The organism is Flavobacterium sp. TR2 (assembly GCF_025252405.1).
In the GTDB taxonomy this organism is placed as follows: Bacteria; Bacteroidota; Bacteroidia; order Flavobacteriales; family Flavobacteriaceae; genus Flavobacterium.
This window is the reverse complement of the sequence record NZ_CP104307.1, coordinates 3,276,965-3,298,828: the sequence shown is the minus strand read 5'-3', so window position 1 is coordinate 3,298,828 and position 21,864 is coordinate 3,276,965. Positions and strand designations below refer to the sequence as shown.

The window sequence follows — 21,864 nt, the reverse complement described above, 5'->3', positions numbered from 1 at the left end:
AATCTATGAAAAATCTATTTACTTTATTATTATCCGTTTTATTAGTAACGGGCATTTGCGCTCAGAAATTGCCTAGAATCAAAATACTTGCAACTGGAGGAACAATTGCAGGACAAGGTGCTTCAGCAGACCGTTCGGCTTATACTTCTGGACAATTGCCCATAAAAGACTTAATAGCAGCCGTGCCAGGAATTGAGAAAGTTGCAGAAATTTCGGGAGAACAGATTTCGAATGTAGGAAGTCAGGATATGACGGTGGATATTTGGATTAAGCTGAATAAAAGAATCAACGAAATTTATAAAAACAACGAAGCCGACGGGATTGTAATCACGCACGGAACCGACACGCAGGAAGAAACCGCTTATTTTTTATCGCTTACCATACGATATGACAAACCTGTGATCATTACTGGTTCTATGCGTCCTGCAACAGCCATAAGCGCAGACGGTCCAAAAAATTTGTACGATGCAGTCACTCTTGCTGCCTCAAAACAGGCGGCTCACAGTGGTGTTTTGCTAGTGTTTAATGAATATATTTTTACGGGAAGAAATGCTGTAAAAACCAGCACCACACATTTAAATGCCTTTACAGCTCCAAACAGCGGTCCGATCGGGCAGGTTTATGACGGGAAAGTCAGCCTGTATGAAACTCCGTTAAGAAAAACCAACAAAAATACACCGTTTGATATTACAGGATTGACCACTTTGCCTGAAGTAGATGTAGTCGAATTGTACGCAGATGCTCCAGCAACGGCGATAAATGCTTATGTGGCTAACGGTGCAAAAGGCATTATAACAGGCGGGCTCGGCAACGGAAATTTAAATAAAGCCAACTCAGATGCTGTGGCTAGTGCTGTTAAAAAAGGGGTTGTTGTGGCAAGAGCTTCTAGAGTTCCGTCTGGAAGAGTGACTTTGTTAGATGAAACAGACGATCAGAAACTTGGGACTATAGTTGCAGATGATTTAATTCCGCAAAAAGCGAGAATCTTATTAATGCTGGGACTTACCCAAACCAATGACAGTAAAAAACTGCAAGAGTATTTCTTTGAGTACTAAATAACTTGAACTTGTAAATTATGCGTATCTTAACTTCAATAATTTTAAGCGTTTTTCTGGCTGCGGGTGCATACGCACAGCAGGAAAAACAGGCTGATACGGTTCTTAACCATAAAACTCCCTTAATAAAAGCGACCAAAGTTGATTTGCTGAATAATGTTGATTTAATTTTCAATACTCAATTAGGCTTTAATACTTATATAGAGGATGGAAAATATACTGGCAGTAAATTTGAAGTAAACCAGTTTAGATTGGAAGTAAAAGGGAAAGTGTATAAGGACAAAGTGTTTTTTAGGTTTAGAGACCGATATACTAAAGAAACTGAACCGCAGTCTACAGATAACATTTCAAGTTCTACAGACTTGGCTTTTATTGGGTACAATATATCCAACAGAACAAGTATTGCAATTGGAAAAATGACAGCAAACTGGGGCGGTTATGAGTTTGATATGAATCCCATTGACATTTATCAGTACAATGATATTGTGGATAATTCGGATAACTTTTTAACCGGAGTTCAAGTAAACTGGAAACTAAATGCCAATCATACCTTTTCGGGACAGATTTTAAATTCCAGAACCAAAACTTTTTCTGAATTGTATCAGAATGTGCCAGATGTTGAAGAAGCAAAATTTCCTGCGGCTTATGTTGGAAACTGGAACGGAAGTTTTTTGGACGGAAAATTTAAAACCATTTATAGTTTCAGTATTTTTCAGGAAGCTACAAAAAATGGAAGGCCTGTAAATATGTATTATACCGCATTAGGTAATCAGTTTAGAACTAAAAAATGGCTTTTCCAGTATGATTTCAAATGGAGCAGCGAAGATTTAGACCGGACGGGGGTTGTTACCAATATTATTCCAGATACTGTATTAGATCACGCTGCAGAAAATGTATATTACATAGAACATTGGCTAAGAACTGTATATTCTCTGAATGAGCAATGGAAAATTTCGGCTATCGGAATGGTAAGCAAAGCTTCTTGGAAAGAAATACCAGACCCTAATGTGAGTTCGAACCGAATTCGCACGGCATGGGGCGTTATTCCTACTGTAGAATTTTATCCGATTAAAAACTTCAACTTAAAGTTTTTTGCCACTTATGTAGCCCGATTCTACAATTACAGCGATTATGCCAAAACTGACTTAGGGCAATCTAATTCTACAAGCGGAAGAATTATGCTTGGTGTGATTTCTCCTCTAGTGGTATTATAACGTATTTTAATAACTAGCTCAATAAGAAATGCTGGGATAAAATCGTAAAACACAGTTTATTCCAGCATTTTGCTTATTTTATTTTTCTCTTGCAGATTTGGCAGATTGAGCAGATTATCGTTTTTATTTTATTTGATTCTTTCTCGATAGCTATCAGGCAAATGCCATTAAGCAAGCAACCTTTCTAAATATTAAAATTTATTGAATTGCCTCTAGCTAAAGCTAGAGGGATTTAAAGATGGCTCCTAAAAGGCTTTAGCCAAATCGCGCAATTTTTGGCTAAAGCCTTTTTGATTCGCTTTATATAAACTCCAGCTAAAGCTGGAGCCTATTCAAAAAAAACCGTGGTTGAAACCACGGGCTATGTTTTGAATATTTCGAAAATCGTTTATGCGCATATCAACCGTATTCCCGTGGTTGAAACCACGGGCTATGCTTGATTATATACGTATAGAGCAAAAAAAAATTATGAGCTATTAATGCAACATCACAATTCACAATTCATAATTCATAATTCATAACTCCTTACGTGTCAAATGGCTTAAGCGAACAAAACAGATCGTACTATAAAAAGCAAAAAGCAGTATAAGATGCAATAAAACCGATGGGTTATCCCATAAACTCGCACCCGATTGCACGATAGACGTATACAGCACAATAAAGGGCGTTGTCGGCAAAAGGTTGGATAACCATTGCAATACCAGCGGAAGTGATTCAAACGGCCAGCTGTACCCTGTAATCAAGAAAATCGGATAGGTTGAAAAAGCCATCACCTGCAGACAGAGCAGCTGAGATTTAAACAAGGAACCTATAAACTGAGCCATCGGAATTAAGGTAAGAATGAACAAAAGCAGCAGTACACTTAGTTCGAATCCGTTGCCTCTCATGGGTAAATTAAGCAGTTTGTAATTTACATTTAAAAAGAAAAAGCCGTACGAAGAAAAAAGAATCAGATAAAATAATCCTTTGCCCCAAATGCCATTTGAAATGCCTGAACCCAACCATTCGCCTATGCGCGAACGCTGACGCTCGCCTGCAACGCTTTCGCATAAGCCAATCAAAAGTGTTTGCTGCAAAATAAGGGCAAGCAATCCTGGCAGCAAAAATGCACCGTAACTCGATCTTTCATTAAATAATGGGCGATAATCTAAATTTACAGGCATTACATTTTCCATAGCAATAGTCGTGCTCATGCCTTCTTTCTTTTGGTAATACTGAAGCCTCACTCCTGCTCCAATCGTCAGACATATTTGTTGGACATTCAATAAGAGATCGCTCGAAGGCAGAAATCTTGCGGCATTAATTGCCAATACGACATTGCTTTGCTTTAAGCTCAGCAAATTGGCTTCTGTTCCTTCTGGAATATAAAAATAGCCCTGACAATTGCCTTGATACATCTGTTCTTTGGCCTGTTCAAGATTAGAAAAATGAATAAGTTCTACTATCGGAGAATCGTCAATATTTTGCTGCAACAAACGGGACAATCTGGAATTATCATCATCAACAACCGCCAGTTTTACGTCAAATTCTTCTTTATTAATGTAAATGCTCCCGTAAAAAAAAGCATAAAGCAACGGAGCAATCAGAAGCGTCAGCAGCAAGCTATGATCTTTTACCACTTGTGAAGCTTCTCTCAAAAAAAGCTTAATCAGTGATTGTTGCGGTTTCTTTTTCATTTTTAATCGAATTAAATTGACGTTTAAACAACAACATAGCAGTCGGATACATTACGACGCAAAACAGCAAGAGTTTGGACAAATCTCCGAGAGCGTATTTCAATGGCAGATTCATATAATAAACCTTAAAAAATCCATCCAAAAACGAGGTGTAAGGCATAATAAGCGCATAATACTGATCGTACCAAGGCATTGCCCATCTGGGGAAAGTAAATCCGCTGAAGACAAAAGCTGGAGAAGTATAAAATAGGGCGACATCTCCTGAAAGCATTACATCTTTGAACAAAGCCGATATAAACATACCAATGCCAATGCAAGCTAGAGAAAGCATTGTATACATTACAAAAAAATTGCCTGTTGCCGCAGGAATACCAATATCAAAAAAAGGAAAAATAATGCCAACAATTATGATAAAATTAATCCAGCTGATGACAAGATGCGCTATAGTTTTTCCTACAATCGCTATAACTGCAGAACCTCTTGAGGCGTCATACAAATCGTGCATCGTTCCTGTAATCCATTCATAATTTAAAGCCAGCATACAGCTTATAATGAGAATCATCTGCATTCCGACCGTTATTAATCCAGGAACTAAGTATTCCTGATAATTGTAAGTCGGATTGTAAAGCTGATAGGTATTTAGGCTTATCGGATTTGCAATAGCCATTGCCTGATCAGATTTCATTCCTGTTTTTACAAGCTTCTGCAAAGTTATGCCTGTACTGCCCGTAATGATCACTTCGGCGACAGCCTTATAAACCAATTTGGCAGGAACAAGCGCGGCCGCATTGGTGTACAAAGTCACGGTGCTTGGATGTCGGCTGTAGATATTCGTTTGGAGATTTGCAGGAAAATGCACGGCTCCCAATATTTTGCCTTCCTGTATCAGTTTTTTTACTTCTGCTTCACTTCCTACCCTTCTGGTAATCTGTAAGGCTTCTTTTTGTTCCAATAGAAAAATCAATTCTCTGCTGACAGCGCTTTGATCTTCATCCCAAACAGCAAATGCAAGATGTTTGGCTTCTTGTTTCTGATAAATGAAAGCGTAAAACGAAAACAATACTATAGGAACGACAAGCATGACTAAGTAAAAAACTTTCAAGCTCAGAATCCGCTTCCATTCCCTAATGATTATGCTGGCAAGAAAATTCATTAACGAAGAATTAGAGAAGCAGTCATGCCAGAGCGAAGCCCTTTAATTTGTGCAAGGTTTTCAGGTTTTACCTCTATGGTAAAAGTTCTCAATTCAAACTCTCCTTTATCTTTGGAAGGCACCCAATTTGCAAACTCCAATGTAGGCGCAATAGTGTGCACAACGGCATCAAAAGTCTCTGGTTCGCAGCCTGGAACCTTAACCGATACCTTACTTCCTACTTTAAGCAGATTTGATTTGTCTTGTCTGATATTAAATTTAATGATGGTCGAATTTTTCTTCTCAATAGTCATAATCGGATAACCTATTGAGATAATTTCGCCCTGATGCGTCACCAAGCTAGAAATCACTCCATCTGCTGGAGCATACACTCTTGTATTATCTCCAAGCGCCTTGGTGAGTTCGTAAGCCTGTTCGGCTTGTTTTACAATCGCATTGGCCGTTTTTAATAATTCTGGTCGAGTGCCATTTTTTAGCATCTGCAGGTTTAACTGAGCGGTTTCCATTTCCTTTTTTGCCGCTTGAAACTTAAAATAGGAAACATCCTTTTCCTGTCCCGATATTACGTCTTCATTATACAGCCGTTCCATGCGGTCATAAGTTGTACTGAACAGCTTATACTGTTCCTGACTGATTTGATAGAGCTTAGAAGTGGCTTCAATAAGTTCTGGTCTTGCGCCTTGCGTAAGGAGTTCCTGCTGTCCTTTTGCCGCATCTATAGCCGATAACGCCTGTGCTTTGATAGCATTTATTTCATTAGATCGAAGCACTGCCAATAACTGCCCTGTTTTTACCGTATCGCCCTGCTTAACCAGTAATGAATCTAATCTGCCTGGAAATTCTGCGGCAACATCAACACTAGATGCATCTACCATTCCAATAAAATTGTCATCGGTATCATTATTATTTTTTAAGAAAAAAATCAATCCCGCCAGTACTACAAAAATCGGAATGATCAGCGCCCAGTAGTTTTTAAATATTTCTTTCATCTATTTAATAAATTGCGTTATTTGACTTGGATTTCCTAAACTATTGAAATATTCGGCTAATGCCAGATAATATCCTAAAACTGCCGTATAATATCCTTTCTCTATTTCTGTTTCTATCAATAAAGCATCATTCACATCTTTTGGTGATGACAGCTGATTGTTCATTCTTTTGGTAATTAAACTGCTTGTCGTTGTGGCTTCTTTTCTGGCTGCATCCATAGCATCAACATCATTTTGCAGTGAACTCATTTTGTTTTTTGCAACTCTGGATTGCACCTGAAGCATTAAACTGGAATTCTCCTCTCCTAACTTGGCTTCTTCTATCAGCTGTTTTGCAGCCAAAGTCTTTTTGCTCGTCTGTCCATTGTATAAAGTCCATTGCAATTCTAGACCTACAAACCAGTCTGGAATAGAGACCGGCAAATCTTTCTGATACAGATTGTAATTTCCTATCGCAAAAATATTAGGCAAAGCCATTGATTTACTGATTCTTTCTGCGGTCTCGGCATACGTAATTTTGTTGTTTGCAATTCTGTAAACCGGATTTGTAAGCCAATACTCTTTCATAGGTTTCTCTAGATTGATTTCGGCATATCGCAAAGTATCCGAAATCACTATTTGGGTATCAAGATCAACTCCCATCAGTTTATTCAATTCAAGATGGGCATTTTGTTTTTCCAGTTTAATGTTATTATACTGGCTTTGCGCCTGAATTAAAACAACATTTGTCCAATTTTTTTGGTACGGAGGCAGTATTTTATTTTTAACTAATTCTTCTGCGTAATTTTTATTTTTGTCTAAAGCATTTACAATCTGTTCTTGTTTTTTAATTAAAGAATTGAGATACAATATTCTGAGGTATTGCACTGCAATTAAAAAATCAACTTCTTTACCCGCAAGCTCCACACCGATTCCTGCCGAGTTGGCAACCGATTGAGCCAAATCGATGCTTGAATTTATTTTGTTTCCAAGAAAAATAGGCTGGCGAACTCCCACTCCAGCAATAAAATAAGACTGTTTGCTTAAACTAGGATTATAATCTGGATAAATGCCGCTAATCACTTTTTTTGAAGCATCGTAAATGCGGTCCTGCGCTGCTTGCGGTAAATTTCCTCCTGTAATTTCATGATAAATTTCGTTGGCCGTATTTACGCTCTGCTGTGACGAACCTTCTACAATACCATCCTTAACGGTCTGTAAATTTATCGTCAGCGGATTCCCTAAATAAGAATAACTCGACAAAAGATCAACCTTAGGAAGATAGCCTTTCTTCTCGGCTTGCAGATTGTATTCGCCCGTTAGCAATGCAGACTGAGCCTGCTTTATAGTGAGGTTGTTTTGCTTAGCTATAGAAAAACATTCTTCAAGAGAAGTCGTTTGTGCTTTCATTTTCGAACAGGAAAACAGAAAACAAAACAGAATAAAAAGCTTTAGAAAATTTAGTTTTATGTGCATCTATATAATATTCTTAAAATTGAAATAACTTAACCAGCGACTTCTTCTGCCGTTTAACTTAAACAGCAGGATAAAATAGAAATGTGATAAAAACTTATTGTTTCAAATAAATTCGGAATTACCAGAACAACCGAATTAGATTTAAAAAATACACTGTTTATGAAAATATGGGGTTCTTAACCTAAACAGCCGTTAAAAATATAGCAGCAGAATACATCTATTTACTGACATACCAACTAGTTAAAGATAAGATTTTTGATAATAATATATCCTGTGTACCAAATATAAATCTTTAATACCACAAGATTTTTTAATAAAGATAATGATATCTGCATGTCATTATCTTTTTATTGTTTTATATATATTCACGTCATTTTATTTCTTAAATTCATGTAATAGAACCTGAACTTTAGGAAATGAAAAAAGGTAGCAGAGTTTACGATCGTAACTTTAAAGTAGAGGCAGTCCAATTAGGATATCGAATAGGTTGCTACATAGGCGCAAGAGAACTTGGAATTTCACCGTCACTTATAATTCGGTGGAGACAAGAACTTCGTGAATATGGAGAAGCAAGTTTTTGCGGTCATGGCTTCACGAGATTAAACGATGAACAAAAAAGATTTTGTGAACAAAAAAGAAAGCTTAAAAAGGAGCTTAAAAACACAGAACTTAAAATTGAAATCTTCAAAAATGCAAGCAAATATACTTCTGGAGGAAAAATTGCCATTTTTCAATTTATTAAAGACCATTCTGACAAGTATGCAATTTCAAAAATGTGTAATATTTTAGGGACATCTGTTATAGCATATAAGAAATGGAAGAATCAGCTACTTACTCCTACAAAACGCCAAACTCAAATATTAAAAGAAGAAATAATTTCCATATTTTATGAATACAAAGAACTTTATGGTGGTCCGAAAATTGCCGCAGAATTGCAAAGTCGAGGGTTTAAAATAAAAACAGGTCAAGTGTGTATTCATATGAGGAATCTTGGACTAGTTAGCAAGATTAGGAGAAACTATAGACTTAAGACTGCTTCAATTTATAATCCTTATATGTTTCCTAACATTTTAAATCAGAAGTTTATAGTTGAAGAACCTTCTAAAGTATGGGTTTCGGGGATAATTAGATTAAAAACATCCAATGGATTTTTATTTTTAACAATTATTATGGATTTATTTGACAGGAAAATTATTGGATGGAATTTAAGTAATGGATTAACTGTTAAAGAGACTACTCTTCCTGTGTGGGAAATGGCTGTTAAAAATAGAAAAGTGATGAAAGGATTAATATTTCATTCTCATTCAAGTAGTCAATACGCTAGCAGAATTTTTAGTAATAAACTAGACTCTTATAAATTTATTAGACGAAGTATGGATAGAAAGGTAAATCGTTCTGATAATACTATATCTGGAGACTCTTTTAATTCGCTTAAATCTGAGTTGATTGATTCAAAAATGCTTATTACAAAAAAGCAAATGCAAGAAAAAATATTTGAATATTTCGAAAATCAAAAATAGGCTCACATTCATTATTAAATTTATAGTATGAAAACATACGAACGTACTTTTAAAGTGAATGCAGTTAAATTAAGTTATGAGCGAGGTAAAGGACAACTAGCGTGTCTTGCAAGAGAGTTGGGAATAAGTTCGGATAATTTGTACAAATGGCGAAAAGACTTTGAAAAATTTGGAGAAAGAAGTTTTCCAGGTGCTGGTAACCCTAATTTAACTACGGAACAAGCTGTCATTAGAGAGCTTAAAAGAAAAGTTGAAAATTCGAAAATTACGTTCGAGATATTAAAAAGAGGAACCAAATATGTTTCACAAGGAAAAATAATGACTAAAAATTTCATTGAAAATAATAAATCAGAATTTTCAATTGCAAAAATGTTAGCTGTATTAGAAGTATCAGAAACTACGTATTACAGAACAAAAAAACAGGAACTTACAGATACAGAAGCTAGAGTTATTTTATTAAAGAAAGAAATTGCATCTATTTATTATGAATTTAAGCGAAGATATGGATGCTTCAAAATTACAAGAGAGCTTCAAAGTAGAGGATTTAAAATAAAAAACTCTTCAGTAAAAAAATACATGAGAATGTTGGGTCTGCGCAGAAAAATTAAAAGAAAATACAAGGTCACAACCGATTCATTTCATAATCATTATGTAGTTCCAAATATTTTAAATAGAGAATTTACAGTTACGGAGTGTGCTAAAGCGTGGGTTTCAGATATAACATACATACAGACTACAAAAGGCTTTTTGTATCTTACCATTGTAATGGATTTATTTGATAGGAAAATCATAGGATGGAATTTAAGTACAAGAATGAGCACTAAAGAAACAACTTTGCCCGCTTTGAAAATGGCCGTCAATAATAGAAAAATTACTAAAGAATTAATATTCCATTCCGATCGAGGTGTTCAATATGCTAATAAACTTTTTACCAATGCGCTAGACTCTTATAAATTTGTTAAAAGAAGCATGAGCCGTAGAGAAGATCATAATGACAATGCCGTTTGCGAAAGCTTTTTTTGCTATTTTAAATCTGAGTTACTAACAGGAAATAAACTGTTATCGAGAAAACAGTTAAGAATTGAAGTATTCGAATACATCGAAAACTGGTACAACAAGAAAAGGAGGCATTCAGCTATAGGTTATATGACGATCGAAGAATTTGATAAATTACATCTAATATAATATACATTATCTCAGAAATCTTTTAGTACCACTCAGGGTGATTGTTTTATTATACATATATACCAATATAATATTAAAACAATATATCATGAAAACACTTTCAAATCACATTCAAGAAAGTTTTGCACCTGTAAAAGAAGAACAAATTGTTATCGAGAATCAAATTGACAGCAAGGAAGAGGAGGCTGTTAATGAAGATGAATCTAAGGAAAAAGAAAAACCGTCTGAATAAGACGGTTTTTCCTTTAAATATTCCTAACAGATAAATTTGAAGAGATATGAAAGTATTGATTTTGTATTATAATACATGAATTCCTGATTGTTGATAATTATGTTAATAACTAGTTCTAATTATTGTTTGTGAAAAATGTACGAAAACAAATAAAAACAAACATATTTTTGACATTACGGGGGTAGTTTCAGCTAAAAAGTATGCATTATTTGTTCGTTTATAGCTGTTTGGGGTAGATTTGATATTTTCTCCAATAAGGCAGTATATTTGTGATGCAGATGAGTAAGTCATTTGAAGCCATAAAAAAAACCAAAAGCTTCCGACTTTTGGTTTTGAAGTTGGAATTATTAATCAATCCCAATTATTTTCGTTGTGATGAAAATACTATTATCATTATGCGGGGCTTTGATATTGTCTCAGGCAGCCCACCTTGTCAAGGAAGTTAGAAAACTTATCTTGGCATGCAAAAAATAATCTTTTTAACCACTAGACTTCTTTTCAGGTTCTGGTGGTTTTTTCTATGGTACAAAAGTAATTAAAAATACAATTCAGTAATATATTATATTACTTTATAACATATTTTATTAGTCATATCCAATTTTCATTCATCGCTTTTTTTGCAATCAATCTTCCTGTTTTCGTATTTAAAAACTAAACAATAAGATTCCTGAAACTACTGAAAACACCATAATAAAAATTCTTTTCTTCTTTACTTAGGATATACATTTGCATGAGAAATGATTTAACCTGTTGATTGTTGTTTAATTATACATACTATATAACTTAAACAAAGATATCATGAAAACACTTTCAAATCACATTCAAGAAAGTTTTGCACCTGTAAAAGAAGAACAATAAACAGTTTTAGAGAATCAGCTTGACAACAAGAAAGAAGTTGTTAACGAAGATTAATCTGCGGAAAAAGAAAAACCGTCTGGTGGTGCAGACGGCCTATAGTCTCTAATTTTCACCTTGCAAATGTGTTCAATTTCTTTACAGCAAATTTTTTCTTCGGAATTTTATACCGAAATTTGCATTTAACTATCTACAATAAGACTAAAATTTATTGAATTGACTTGTTTTATTCGAATTTTAATAATACTTTTGTTGCATGATACTGAAGTTTTTTATCTTCGAACATTCGTTCGAAGATAAAAAACTTCAGTAATGTTCATTTCTTCACAATGTGTAAATTGTAACGATTTGTTGCTATATTTGCAATGTAAATTGTAATAAAAAAGTAAAATTATATAACATATTTTTTTATGTCATTATTACTTTTGAATACGGAAAACCGTAAACACAGCCAAAAACCATTCCAAAACAACCAAATAACATTTAAATCAAAAAAGATGAATCAAGAAGCAAACATAGACATAGTAAGAAAAGATGGCAAATTAGCATCAGTCTCTGTTGTTATGCCTATCTGGGATAAACAAGGAGAGGACGATATTTTTGCTGTTGAAATTCCTTTATTAGGGATGAAAACTTTTGCTAAAGATGAGGTTGATGCAGAAATAGCTGTACAAGAATCTATTGAGTTATTTTGTCTGAACGCTGAAAAATTTGGTAAAGGATTAGAATCAGAATTAAAAATCTTAGGTTGGAGTTTTAATGATCAAAACAAGGATTTTATTTCTATGTCATTTAATTCCACAAATGTTGTTTATGATCATATAATGCAGACTGGTGAACAAGTTGCTCATAAATTAGAACTGGCATAAGCGTATGGGAGATAATTACTACCCAACAGTTGACACAGCTTTCATTGTTGCTAATATTATAAAAAGTGGGAAGGTTATTCCTGATAGCCAATTAAAAGTTGGTAGTTCAATTACTTTTGTATTAAAAGGAAATAAAGCTCTTCATAAAAGACTTGTAAAAATGAGAGAGGTCGATGGATCGATTAACTACATGCAAGCAACAGGATTAGCTGTAATTTTCGGTTTTATCGGTGATTTACTGGCATGGTGTGAAGAAAATAGAGATTGGAAAGAAGGTGGATATTTCGTTCGCGAAAATGGAATTCTTGAATTAGAAGAAACTGAAGAAGAATAAAATATTTTATAAAAGAAACCCTGCTCTAATGAAGCAGGGTTTTTCTTTTATTACATCCCGAGAACGCCCTTAGAAGCTCCCAAGTTATCAGTAAATTGCTGTCTCAAACCCATCATCCTATCAAACGGAGTAAATGAGTAATTGCCAGCATATTGTTCTTCCAGCTTTGCAATTTGGTTATTAAGTTTTTGTGCTTGCGTAGTTGCATTTTTCCAAGCATTTATATTAGCAGTTGACATTTTGTTTCTTTGTATACGATAAAGCCCAATATATTTGTCAAGATTTTTTGAATGCGGGACGGTTTGCTGAACTAATGATTTTAGTTTAATTTGGTAATTATCCAAAGAATTTATGTACGATGGATTCTTTTTCAATTCATTGTAAGTCCAGTTATCCAGTTTGACTTCACAAGTTTTAGATTTAATGTAATAGTAGTTCTCGTAATAAGTTTCATTCGTCTCATAAACCTTGTACCCCAATTTTTGTACAATTTTTATCATTTCTTGAGCTTGGACATAATCTTTAAGAAGTTTTAAGTTTTCTTCTCTTATTCCGTATAATTTGTTCGTTGAGTTGTTTTTATAGAGGAAGAAAACAATTTCTGAAAGTCCATAGTTATTAAATTCTTTCGTTTTGTCGACTAACTCATTTTCTATATAATTTCCTTGACGATCATCTCTTCGAGCATACAGATATGGAGTTGGAATTGCGGAATACGTACCTACTATTTCTTCGTCATTTAGGATTTTATTACCGAGAAAAATTATAGGTCTTTTAGTCTCGATAATTGTGTCATGAAGTATTTGTAACAATTTCAAATCTTTCTCTTTCATGTATCTACAGATGTCTTCAGTGATTAATAGCGAATTGTTTTCTTGACCGACTGCCCGTGTAGTAAATAAGATTGTGGAAATGGAAATAATGGCGTACGCGAAATGCGTGCAGTACTTTTGGTAATGCTTTTTCATTTTTGTGGTAGTTAGGATTTATAAATGTTTAGTGCAAAAAGAAGCGTGGACATTTACACCAAGCTAAATCCTGGGCTACCACACCCTCAACAAGCAATGATGCAAAGCCACGCCATATCGGCGCACCTCACATACATTATTGGCTTGTTAAATCGAGAAGCTATTGAGCCTCAGGGTGGTAGTTTAGATTTAGCAATAACGTATTTAAGCACGAATATTTTTACAATACAAAAATAATTAAAAAGGATAACGTGGAGAAATGAAAGGGAACAATGTTTTGACTGTTTGTTAACAGATTGTTGTTTAATTATACATAATCAAAAACAGCTATATCATGTTTAAACTTCGTTTATATAAATTTTTAAGTATCTTTATTCCTTACTTTAAAAAGAAAATGAATCAAGTAATCTTAAATCATATAGAAAATCATATTCAAAATCAAATCAATGATTATAAGAATAAACGATTATTTAAATTTCATGAATTTAATAAAGAATATAATAAAGATGAGAACTCTTATATTGTAACAATCAATATTGAATATCAAGATATTTTATTTTATGTAGGATTAAAATATCAATCTAATGAAATTGAATTTTTAAGTGATGTAAGTATGACTCATAAAAACTTTGATGATTTGAATAAAATATCCAAATTCATGAAGCATATTTCTAAAATCGATAAAAATTATTTAAAAAGAAAATTTGAATATAGAAATAAATTTTAATCTTTTTTATCCTCCTTGTCTCCTATAGTCCCTCGCATTAGTCCACCTCCCTTTGCAGGATTGGTTCTCATTATATCTGATAAATCTTCTTCAACAGGTTTTTCTTCAATTTTCTTTGTTGACTTATTGTTTAAAGATTCTTGAATGTGTTGAGTTAATGTTTTCATAGGTTTTTTATTTATGTATTAAACCTTTGCAATCAACCGTTTATAACTCAATCTTTCGTCGCAATTAATCAAGGTTAGATTAAACTGTTCTCCGACACTCATTGTTCTAATATTATATCTATAAGCAAATTCATCACAATAACGATGCAAATGCTTATCACTCGTTTTATGATATACTCCAATTATACCTCGTTTTAGTTGTCCCCAAAATCCTTCAATTCCATTTGTATGGTACGATCCTTTCTTGAAATAGCCTAAATTATGCTGGATCACTTTATGACTATAGTGTTTATATAATCCGGTATATCCCCTCCATCCATCACTTACAATAGTAGAACCTTTTTTAACTTTCGCATTAATTATGCTTTTAAGAGTATCACCTTCTGTATTCTCAACTACTTCAGTGTAAACAATTCCATTATTAAGCATTCCAAACACAGGAGTTTTTGTTTTAGTACTTCTACCTTGCGTATTATCAACCTTTTTTCCTTTGCTACGATTTTTATTTTTTCCTCCAACAAAAGTCTCATCAACTTGAGTAATACCGTCAAATTCAAAATCTTCTCTGCAACGAACTGAATTACGAATTCTGCTTAGCATAAACCATGCAGTCTTTTGCGTTACACCTATTTCTCGCATTAATTCGTAACTACTCATACCTTTCTTATTTGTTGTGAATTTAAAAATAGCTCTGAACCATTTTTGTAAAGGAACAGTTGATTTTTCAAATATAGTTCCAACAGTTACAGTAAATGGTAATCGACAATCTTTGCATTTGTAACGAAATTTTTCCTCAGTTCTTCCTTTAATCTTATAATGATTTTCACGCTGACTTCCACAATGGGGGCATATTGGTTCTCCATTCCAACGCAATTTTTCTAGGTGTTCTCGACATGCCATTTCTGTGTTTAAGACCTTTCCCATGTCATATACAGACTTAAAAATCTGTACGGTATCAAGTTCAATATCAATATGTTTACTCATATTTGTTTTATTAAAAATAATACTTTTTGGTGTAATAGGTAAGGTTTTTCTTGCTTTTTTTGAACGAGTTATTAACAATTTCATAGCGTCTGAAAGAACCACAGGTTTTGGCTTTGGTGCTTCTTCTAAACCCCATTTAATAAGTAAATCTCTTAGTATATCTTCACAAGCCTCTTGAAATGAAGTTGGTTCTAAATCGGTATTGATTTCTTCATAATCAACATGTGAAAAGTCGTATGCATCGTAACAAGATTTGAAGTCGTATTTTATTGAAGTCATAATTTTGATTTTTAGAATTATGACAATTCAACAATATTGTTCTACAAAAAAATTCAAACTTGAAAAAGTGTTGTAAAACCTTTAGAACACGGTGGTTGAGTTAAATGAAAAAAAGCCATCTGTTTATACAGATGGCTTTAAAATCTTTAGAATTCTTGCGTACAAGACCCTTAATCATTGTTATATTGTATTAGAATCTATTTACCAAAATTTAAAGTGGTACACAGGATATATTATTATCAGATTTTATTTAATAAGTTCCTCCTAATTTTTTAAAAATCATACCCTTTGGTTTATAAAACTAGAACAGAATCATATTTTCAAATCTATCCTAAAACGTCTGTGCCGCTCCGCTGGAGCTTTCTCTTGTTGCGAAATGAAATTTGCTATAAATATTTTGCTCCGCTGGAGCATTTGGCAAACTTCAATTCAATTGCCTAAAGCTTCATCTGGAGGTTTATGAAAAACTATAGCATTAAATATAAAAAACCCGTATCAATTTAAGACACGGGCTTTTCATTATACTATTCGTTTTTTATCTGTTTGATTCCTTCTTTATAATTTGTGACGGCAAAATCTGGGAAACGCGTTCTAAATTTTGAATCATCAAAAATGTTATGGTATTCATATCTAGGAAGCAGTTCCTGCAGTTCTTTTGCATTTTTATTAAAAATTGCCCCTATTTTAAACACAAACTTTGGCATTACGCTATACCTTAACTCTCTGCCATATATTTCGGAAGCCAATTCAATAAATTCTTTGTATGTAGGGCGGCTTTCATCGACAGGCAAATGCCAGGTTTGTCCAAAAGCATCGGGCGTGTTTCCTATCAGTGCTGTGGCACGGCTTGCATCTGGCGTCCAAATCAGACTTCGTTTTTTAGAGTCGCTCAAAGGCACTTTCAGTTTTTTATTATCTTTAATGGCATTAAAAACCAAAGTATTGGTAATACTCTGCGTTTTGGCAGGACCATAAAACTCGGGCGCACGGCATATGACCGCTTGCAACTGACCCAATTTTATTTCGTCTAAAACCATCTCTGCCATTTCTTTTCTCACTTTTCCTTTTCTTCCCACAGGCTCAAAAGCAGTTTCTTCTGTCAAAACTCTGCCGTCTTGCGGGTACATATAGGTATTGTCAAAAAATACGAGTTTTGTTTTATTGATTTTACAAGCTTCAATAACATTTTTTAAAATCAGCAAAAATTGTCTTTCCCATAAATCAGAATCCATTGGAAGCCCTAGCGTAAAATAAGCAATTTCACTGCCTTTTACGGCTTCTATCGCTTGTTCCTTATTAGTTAAATCTGCTGAAAAAACAATATCGGTATCATTTACTTTTTTTGCTCGACGGCTTACAATTCGTATATCAGAAGTATACTTTCTTTTCAGCTCTCTTGCCAGTTCTTCGCCAATTTGCCCGTTTGCTCCTAATATTGTCTGCATCTATTTCGCTTTTTTTATTGATTCATTACCGATTTTACTTACCTGATGGCGCATCTAAATTATAGAAAATTGCAAGAACATCTGCGAAACTTTAATTCGTTTATATTGTATTTATTATTAATTTAGAACTTGCTATAAATCAGTTAATTTACTTCTAAATTACAACAAAAAACGATATGCAGATTTTACCGTCCGCCAGTTTAGCGCCGTTTATAAAAAATTATACTGTTGTTACAATCGAAAAAGATCTCGACAATGAAGTATTTTATCCAAGCGCATATGTCGATTTGATTGTAAATATTTCTGGAGGATTTGCGGCTACCATTATCAACGGCAAACAGAAAGATACTCCGGCAATAGAATTATTGGGGCATCTAACGCTTCCAACACGTCTTTCTGTAGCAAAAGGAACCTCGGTGCTCATTGCCCGAATTTATCCGCACGCGAGCGCACTATTTTTCTCAGATCCTTTATCTGAATTTACAAATTATGCTACTGATATGTATGACGTAGCCTTGGGAGAAAACAGAGATTTGTATGACCAGATTATGGAAACAGGCGATTTATTGTCTAAAATCAACATTTTAGAGGCGTATTTTCTGCAAAAACTAAAGAAAAATGAAACTCGGCTAAAAAAGGTTTCAATTGTCCAAAACCTGAGTCAGGAGCTTTTCCGCAATCATCAGCAATTGGATTTACCTTTCCTTGCCCGCCATTCGGGATTGTCAGAAAGGTATATCCAAAAACTTTATCTGTCTAATATTGGCATAAGTCCTGCGGCTTTTACTTCTGTAGTCCGATTTAATAAAAGTCTGGATCTGGTACTCAATACAGCAGAATCATTGACCAATATAGCTTATGACTGCGGTTATTATGACCAAGCTCATTTTATTAAAGATTTTAAGAAGTTTACAGGCATTACGCCATCTGCATCCCGAAATTCGCTGCTAAAAAACGATACCGATTTACAGCAGGCCGTTAATATTGGCTTCTAGCTTTGTTTTGCAGGATGGTTGCTGCTAAACATATCGCGATGCATTTTCCAGCCGTCTTTTGTTTTCTTCCAGATTACAATTACTTTTCCGTCATCTAGTTTTTTGCCGCTCATATCGGTCATTTCATAAAAACTTTCTTCTGTCACGGCTGATTTTGCATCTCCATAAAGATGCTGAATAGTAAATTTGACGTGCACTTGAGGTCCGCCTCTGAAAAAAGAATCAATTTGCTGCCCTCCGCATTTCGGCTCTGCATTTGGAGGAAACAGACAAGCATCTTCTGTGTACCTTGCAAGTATAGAACCATCGTTCTTATTCGTAAAATCTGAAAAAGTTTTGTTGCTGGCTTCGATAATTTTTTTTACCTCTTTCAAAGCAGGATCTGTCGTTTGGGCATTACTCCAAAAAGTAAGCAGCATGAATGTGCCTAAAATGATTTTTGTTTTCATGGTTTATAGATTTTTTTACAAAGGAAATTATTCTGCTTAGGCAAAAATTGTAAAATAACGAACAACTTCTTCTAATTCCTTTTACCTTTGGATACAATTCAATAAAAAAAATGAACCTGAATCATATTGAAATACATCGGGATGAAATGAAAACTATTGGAATAGATGTTATTCCAATTGGTGCATTTTCAGAAAAAGCGCGAGCGCCTCATCGTGATGATCATTATATGTTTATTGTACTGGCTCAGGGTACTTTTGAATTGGAACTTGATTTTAAACCAATTGCCATGTCTGGTCACTGCGCTTACTTTATTGCGCCAGGACAGGTGCATTCGTATACGAATCAGGACAACTGCAAAGGATGGTATATTTTTATGGATTCGCTTTTGATTTCTGAGAAATACACTCAAATCTTAAATACTTACTTAAATAGCAGACAGGGCATTCAGCTGGCAGAAGATAATCTTCTTTTTGCTGTTATTCCGATACTTGAAAATCTTCTGAAACAGAAAAACGAATTCTTTCAGGACCAAACCGAATATTCTCTTGCCGATGCTGTTTTAGGATTTTTTATAGGAGCCCTTGTACAGGAAGATTCGGCTAAGGCACTTATTGGCGGGCAGAAATACCAGACAGTCAATGCATTTAAACAGCTTTTGCAAGAACGCTATAAAGAATGCAAGCAGGTAAAAGATTATGCAGGTTTGCTAAACATTACTCCTTTGTATTTAAACGAAATCGTAAAACAGGTTACCGGTTTTACTGTAAGCTACTGGATACAGCAAGCTATTACACTAGAAGCCAAACGTTTATTGTATTATACTGAGCTGGATATAAAACAAATTGCTTTTGAATTGGGTTATGACGATCATGCTTACTTCTCGCGTTTTATGAAAAAAAACACTGGCATGACCGCTTCCGAGTTTAGATCAAAAAACCATGATTTATCCAATAACTCCCCTGTTATAGACAACTAATAAGACTGAACGCAGTCCTAATTTTGCCTTTGTAAAATTATTAATATACAAAGTAAAATTATGACAGAAAGTTCAACTACAAACAATGCTCCCCAATCTAATATCAAGCTTTTAATTCCTATTGTAATAACAGTTTTGGCAGTTTATACAACAATTGGCATTTCTATAGGCATACTTCCAAAATTTATAAAACAAGAATTAGGATTTGGCAATCTTGCCGTTGGTTTAGTTATTGGCTTACAGGCAATGGCAACGCTGCTTACACGTGCCTACGCAGGAAAAACAACCGATGTTTTGGGGTCAAAAACCAGTACGACACGCGGCATTTTACTGGTTTTATCGGCTGGTTTTTTATATATGTTCGCTTGTTCTGCAGCATCAGTTTCTTTATTATCGCTTTGCTTGCTGCTTTTGTCGCGAATCGTGCACGGAATAGCCGAAAGTTTTCTGGTAACAGGAATGCTTACTTGGGGAATCGGGCTTTTGGGACAGCAGAATTCTGGCAAGGTAATGACTTGGAACGGAATTGCCATGTATGCCGGAATTGCAGTAGGCGCTCCATTTGGGCTATGGATTGTCCAATTTGGAACAATCCTGGCATTTTCTTCGGTTCTGCTTCTGGCATTTGTAAGCTGGATTGCCGCTAAAAAATTGCCAATAGTTCCTGTACATAAAGGACATTTGAGGACTCCTTTCTATAAAGTAATCGGAAAAGTATTCCCTCAAGGAATTGCGCTCGCCTTCTCCTCTATTGCTTTCGCGTGCATCGCATCATTTATTGCGTTATTATTCAGCCAGAAAAATTGGGAAGGAGCTTCTCTAGGATTTCTGTTCTTTGGAGGCTCATATATTTTGACTCGCGTTTTTTTCTCTTCTTATCCCGATCGTTTTGGCGGATTTAAAGTTGCTATGATTTCTTTTCTAATTGAGATTGCAGGTCAGTTGTGCATCGGTTTATCTGCTAACGGCTGGACAGCAATTTTAGGATGTGCTCTTATTGGCATTGGGTTTTCGCTTGTTTTTCCATCTTTAGGCGTATTAGCCATACAAAAAATAAGTCCGCAAATGAGAGGAACTGCCTTAGGTGCTTATGCCGCTTTTTTTGATCTTTCTTTAGGAATTGCGGGACCAATGGCAGGTTTAATTGCAGGATGGTTCAGCTACCAGTCCATCTATTTTTTTGGAGCATTCAGCTGTGTTATCGCCATTGCAAGCCTCCTTCAATCAGAGCGAAAAGAAATTCAGGCAATTGTAAACCCAAACATCTAATTTATGGATAAACCAATACGAAATACCGCACGCTCTATTTTTGTGGTAAAAGAAAAGATATTCATTACACCGCATTATATCAGGATAATCTTTAAAATGTCTGATGAACAGCTGGTTCTGTTTCAAAATATGCGTTCTGGAAGCCATAATAAAATTTATATCCCTTCAGAAAAAGCAATGTATTGCGCTGATTATGAAGAATCAATTTGGAATTCTGACTTTTTTACGGCAGTGCGAACGTATACCACACGCGATATTGATTTTAATGCTAAAACTCTTCAAATCGATTTTGTGGCGCATGGAGATAGCGGACCTGCTTCTAAATGGGCAGAAAATGCTAAATCGGGAGATTTTCTGGGCATTGCGATGAAAGAAAGCCAAAAACCTCTTGTCCCTTCTGCTCAAAACTATTTTATTGTTGGAGATAGCACTGCCATTCCAGTCATTTCAGTTATTTTAGAAACATTGCCTTCGACTGCAAATGTTATGCTTCTGCTCGAAGTAAACTCTTATCGAGATACGTTTGTTCTGCATAGCAAAGCCAATCTCAATGTTAGATGGATCTATAATTCATCTCCGCTAAGCGGAAGCAAACTGGCAGAAGAATGCATCGCTTTGTTAGCGGAAGAAAAACAGTTTTATATATATGCTGCGGCAGAATTTGAAGTAATCAAAAAAATACGAAGATATCTAAAAGAAGCGCTTCAATTGGAACGGGATCGCTATTATGCGGTTTCATACTGGACACGAGGAATTTCGGAAGAAGAATCAAACCAGGAAAGGCAGAAGCAGCGAATGGAATAATACAAAAACCCCCGCATCAAATTTTAATGCAGTGCTTCTTCATTCCGTAGGAATGTCTGATCGGTAAACAAAAATAGCGAATGGAATAATACAAAAAGCCCCGCATCAAATTTTGATGCAGGGCTCCTCATTCCGTAGGAATGTTTGATTGGTAAAAATAATTCGGATTATGAATTTACGTTCCGTAGGAACGTTTGATCAAACGTTAAACAAATTGTTTCCGCAAAACAGGTGTCCCTACGGGACACTATGTATAACGTCCC

21 protein-coding genes are annotated in these 21,864 nt (G+C 34.8%); 12 read left to right on the top strand and 9 right to left on the bottom strand.

The genetic code is table 11. The features are described 5' to 3' along the window. Nucleotides 1–5: 5 nt before the first annotated feature. Nucleotides 6–1,055, top strand: coding sequence for a type II asparaginase (locus tag N4T20_RS14510; RefSeq protein WP_260669850.1), 1,050 nt, complete (start codon nt 6–8; stop codon nt 1,053–1,055). A 20-nt stretch (nt 1,056–1,075) separates the two neighbouring features. Then, entirely contained in the window at nt 1,076–2,269 is a 1,194-nt protein-coding gene (locus tag N4T20_RS14505) for an OprO/OprP family phosphate-selective porin (RefSeq protein ID WP_260669849.1), read from the top strand. Between the two features lie 515 nt (nt 2,270–2,784). Here the strand turns inward: N4T20_RS14505 and N4T20_RS14500 are convergent. From N4T20_RS14500 to N4T20_RS14485, 4 genes are read right to left on the bottom strand one after another with little or no spacing between them, the layout of a single operon-like run. Continuing rightward, nucleotides 2,785–3,945 carry an ABC transporter permease gene (locus tag N4T20_RS14500; RefSeq protein WP_260669848.1) on the bottom strand — a complete coding sequence of 387 codons (1,161 nt, stop codon included), beginning with the start codon at nt 3,943–3,945 and terminating at the stop codon, nt 2,785–2,787. Beyond that, nucleotides 3,914–5,098, bottom strand: a complete 1,185-nt coding sequence (locus N4T20_RS14495; RefSeq protein WP_260669847.1) for an ABC transporter permease — start codon at nt 5,096–5,098, stop codon at nt 3,914–3,916. Before N4T20_RS14495 ends, N4T20_RS14500 begins: the two co-directional genes overlap by 32 nt. Beyond that, nucleotides 5,098–6,087 (bottom strand): HlyD family secretion protein, encoded by a 990-nt coding sequence (locus N4T20_RS14490; protein WP_260669846.1) that lies wholly within the window; start codon nt 6,085–6,087, stop codon nt 5,098–5,100. The genes N4T20_RS14495 and N4T20_RS14490 overlap by 1 nt, the downstream gene beginning before the upstream one ends. Continuing rightward, entirely contained in the window at nt 6,088–7,476 is a 1,389-nt protein-coding gene (locus tag N4T20_RS14485) for a TolC family protein (protein WP_260669845.1), read from the bottom strand. It lies immediately after the preceding gene. A gap of 482 nt (nt 7,477–7,958) precedes the next feature. Here N4T20_RS14485 and N4T20_RS14480 point away from each other — a divergent pair, with 482 nt between their 5' ends. The 5 genes from N4T20_RS14480 (at nt 7,959) to N4T20_RS14460 (ending at nt 12,537) form a co-directional block, all read left to right on the top strand. Then, nucleotides 7,959–9,062 (top strand): IS3 family transposase, encoded by a 1,104-nt coding sequence (locus tag N4T20_RS14480; protein WP_260669844.1) that lies wholly within the window; start codon nt 7,959–7,961, stop codon nt 9,060–9,062. Between the two features lie 27 nt (nt 9,063–9,089). Continuing rightward, nucleotides 9,090–10,247 carry an IS3 family transposase gene (locus tag N4T20_RS14475; RefSeq protein WP_260669843.1) on the top strand — a complete coding sequence of 386 codons (1,158 nt, stop codon included), beginning with the start codon at nt 9,090–9,092 and terminating at the stop codon, nt 10,245–10,247. A gap of 88 nt (nt 10,248–10,335) precedes the next feature. Continuing rightward, nucleotides 10,336–10,479 carry a hypothetical protein gene (locus N4T20_RS14470; RefSeq protein WP_260669842.1) on the top strand — a complete coding sequence of 48 codons (144 nt, stop codon included), beginning with the start codon at nt 10,336–10,338 and terminating at the stop codon, nt 10,477–10,479. 1,265 nt (nt 10,480–11,744) lie between these two features. After that, the gene (locus N4T20_RS14465) at nt 11,745–12,203 is read left to right on the top strand and encodes a hypothetical protein (protein ID WP_260669841.1); all 459 of its coding nucleotides are present in this window, start codon (nt 11,745–11,747) and stop codon (nt 12,201–12,203) included. A 4-nt stretch (nt 12,204–12,207) separates the two neighbouring features. Beyond that, nucleotides 12,208–12,537, top strand: a complete 330-nt coding sequence (locus N4T20_RS14460) for a hypothetical protein (RefSeq protein ID WP_260669840.1) — start codon at nt 12,208–12,210, stop codon at nt 12,535–12,537. A gap of 50 nt (nt 12,538–12,587) precedes the next feature. On the opposite strand, the gene N4T20_RS14455 is transcribed toward N4T20_RS14460, so the two are convergent. Beyond that, on the bottom strand, nt 12,588–13,505 hold the full coding sequence (locus N4T20_RS14455) for a hypothetical protein (protein ID WP_260669839.1): 918 nt from the start codon (nt 13,503–13,505) through the stop codon (nt 12,588–12,590). Between the two features lie 334 nt (nt 13,506–13,839). On the opposite strand from N4T20_RS14455, the gene N4T20_RS14450 reads away from it, so the two are divergent. Beyond that, complete coding sequence (locus N4T20_RS14450; RefSeq protein ID WP_260669838.1) at nt 13,840–14,232, top strand: hypothetical protein; 393 nt, start codon at nt 13,840–13,842, stop codon at nt 14,230–14,232. Here N4T20_RS14450 and N4T20_RS14445 read toward each other — a convergent pair. The 3 genes from N4T20_RS14445 to N4T20_RS14435 form a co-directional block, all read right to left on the bottom strand. Further along, nucleotides 14,229–14,399, bottom strand: a complete 171-nt coding sequence (locus N4T20_RS14445) for a hypothetical protein (RefSeq protein ID WP_260669837.1) — start codon at nt 14,397–14,399, stop codon at nt 14,229–14,231. The two genes, N4T20_RS14450 and N4T20_RS14445, sit on opposite strands and share 4 nt — an antisense overlap. 18 nt (nt 14,400–14,417) lie before the next feature. Next, on the bottom strand, nt 14,418–15,662 hold the full coding sequence (locus tag N4T20_RS14440) for an IS1595 family transposase (RefSeq protein ID WP_260669836.1): 1,245 nt from the start codon (nt 15,660–15,662) through the stop codon (nt 14,418–14,420). 524 nt (nt 15,663–16,186) lie between these two features. Next, complete coding sequence (locus tag N4T20_RS14435) at nt 16,187–17,107, bottom strand: NAD-dependent epimerase/dehydratase family protein (RefSeq protein WP_260669835.1); 921 nt, start codon at nt 17,105–17,107, stop codon at nt 16,187–16,189. A gap of 176 nt (nt 17,108–17,283) precedes the next feature. Here N4T20_RS14435 and N4T20_RS14430 point away from each other — a divergent pair, with 176 nt between their 5' ends. Next, on the top strand, nt 17,284–18,102 hold the full coding sequence (locus tag N4T20_RS14430) for a helix-turn-helix transcriptional regulator (RefSeq protein WP_260669834.1): 819 nt from the start codon (nt 17,284–17,286) through the stop codon (nt 18,100–18,102). Here N4T20_RS14430 and N4T20_RS14425 read toward each other — a convergent pair. Next, entirely contained in the window at nt 18,099–18,551 is a 453-nt protein-coding gene (locus N4T20_RS14425; RefSeq protein ID WP_260669833.1) for a hypothetical protein, read from the bottom strand. The genes N4T20_RS14430 and N4T20_RS14425 overlap by 4 nt on opposite strands. Nucleotides 18,552–18,661: 110 nt before the next feature. Here N4T20_RS14425 and N4T20_RS14420 point away from each other — a divergent pair, with 110 nt between their 5' ends. The 3 genes from N4T20_RS14420 to N4T20_RS14410 are packed head-to-tail and all read left to right on the top strand — an operon-like array spanning nt 18,662 to nt 21,601. Beyond that, a complete protein-coding gene (locus N4T20_RS14420) occupies nt 18,662–19,528 on the top strand; it encodes an AraC family transcriptional regulator (protein ID WP_260669832.1) in 867 nt (288 codons plus the stop codon). A gap of 60 nt (nt 19,529–19,588) precedes the next feature. Then, nucleotides 19,589–20,797, top strand: a complete 1,209-nt coding sequence (locus tag N4T20_RS14415; protein ID WP_260669831.1) for an MFS transporter — start codon at nt 19,589–19,591, stop codon at nt 20,795–20,797. A 3-nt stretch (nt 20,798–20,800) separates the two neighbouring features. Further along, the gene (locus tag N4T20_RS14410; protein WP_260669830.1) at nt 20,801–21,601 is read left to right on the top strand and encodes a siderophore-interacting protein; all 801 of its coding nucleotides are present in this window, start codon (nt 20,801–20,803) and stop codon (nt 21,599–21,601) included. The last annotated feature ends 263 nt before the right edge of the window (nt 21,602–21,864 follow it).

Coding starts and splice junctions, on each gene's coding strand:
- N4T20_RS14470 (WP_260669842.1), top strand. CDS start 10,336: ATGAAAACACTTTCAAATCACATTCAAGAAAGTTTTGCACCTGTAAAA.
- N4T20_RS14440 (WP_260669836.1), bottom strand. CDS start 15,662: ATGACTTCAATAAAATACGACTTCAAATCTTGTTACGATGCATACGAC.
- N4T20_RS14485 (WP_260669845.1), bottom strand. CDS start 7,476: ATGAAAGCACAAACGACTTCTCTTGAAGAATGTTTTTCTATAGCTAAG.
- N4T20_RS14410 (WP_260669830.1), top strand. CDS start 20,801: ATGGATAAACCAATACGAAATACCGCACGCTCTATTTTTGTGGTAAAA.
- N4T20_RS14475 (WP_260669843.1), top strand. CDS start 9,090: ATGAAAACATACGAACGTACTTTTAAAGTGAATGCAGTTAAATTAAGT.
- N4T20_RS14505 (WP_260669849.1), top strand. CDS start 1,076: ATGCGTATCTTAACTTCAATAATTTTAAGCGTTTTTCTGGCTGCGGGT.
- N4T20_RS14435 (WP_260669835.1), bottom strand. CDS start 17,107: ATGCAGACAATATTAGGAGCAAACGGGCAAATTGGCGAAGAACTGGCA.
- N4T20_RS14415 (WP_260669831.1), top strand. CDS start 19,589: ATGACAGAAAGTTCAACTACAAACAATGCTCCCCAATCTAATATCAAG.
- N4T20_RS14420 (WP_260669832.1), top strand. CDS start 18,662: ATGAACCTGAATCATATTGAAATACATCGGGATGAAATGAAAACTATT.
- N4T20_RS14445 (WP_260669837.1), bottom strand. CDS start 14,399: ATGAAAACATTAACTCAACACATTCAAGAATCTTTAAACAATAAGTCA.
- N4T20_RS14425 (WP_260669833.1), bottom strand. CDS start 18,551: ATGAAAACAAAAATCATTTTAGGCACATTCATGCTGCTTACTTTTTGG.
- N4T20_RS14500 (WP_260669848.1), bottom strand. CDS start 3,945: ATGAAAAAGAAACCGCAACAATCACTGATTAAGCTTTTTTTGAGAGAA.
- N4T20_RS14460 (WP_260669840.1), top strand. CDS start 12,208: ATGGGAGATAATTACTACCCAACAGTTGACACAGCTTTCATTGTTGCT.
- N4T20_RS14510 (WP_260669850.1), top strand. CDS start 6: ATGAAAAATCTATTTACTTTATTATTATCCGTTTTATTAGTAACGGGC.
- N4T20_RS14455 (WP_260669839.1), bottom strand. CDS start 13,505: ATGAAAAAGCATTACCAAAAGTACTGCACGCATTTCGCGTACGCCATT.
- N4T20_RS14490 (WP_260669846.1), bottom strand. CDS start 6,087: ATGAAAGAAATATTTAAAAACTACTGGGCGCTGATCATTCCGATTTTT.
- N4T20_RS14450 (WP_260669838.1), top strand. CDS start 13,840: ATGTTTAAACTTCGTTTATATAAATTTTTAAGTATCTTTATTCCTTAC.
- N4T20_RS14465 (WP_260669841.1), top strand. CDS start 11,745: ATGTCATTATTACTTTTGAATACGGAAAACCGTAAACACAGCCAAAAA.
- N4T20_RS14495 (WP_260669847.1), bottom strand. CDS start 5,098: ATGAATTTTCTTGCCAGCATAATCATTAGGGAATGGAAGCGGATTCTG.
- N4T20_RS14430 (WP_260669834.1), top strand. CDS start 17,284: ATGCAGATTTTACCGTCCGCCAGTTTAGCGCCGTTTATAAAAAATTAT.
- N4T20_RS14480 (WP_260669844.1), top strand. CDS start 7,959: ATGAAAAAAGGTAGCAGAGTTTACGATCGTAACTTTAAAGTAGAGGCA.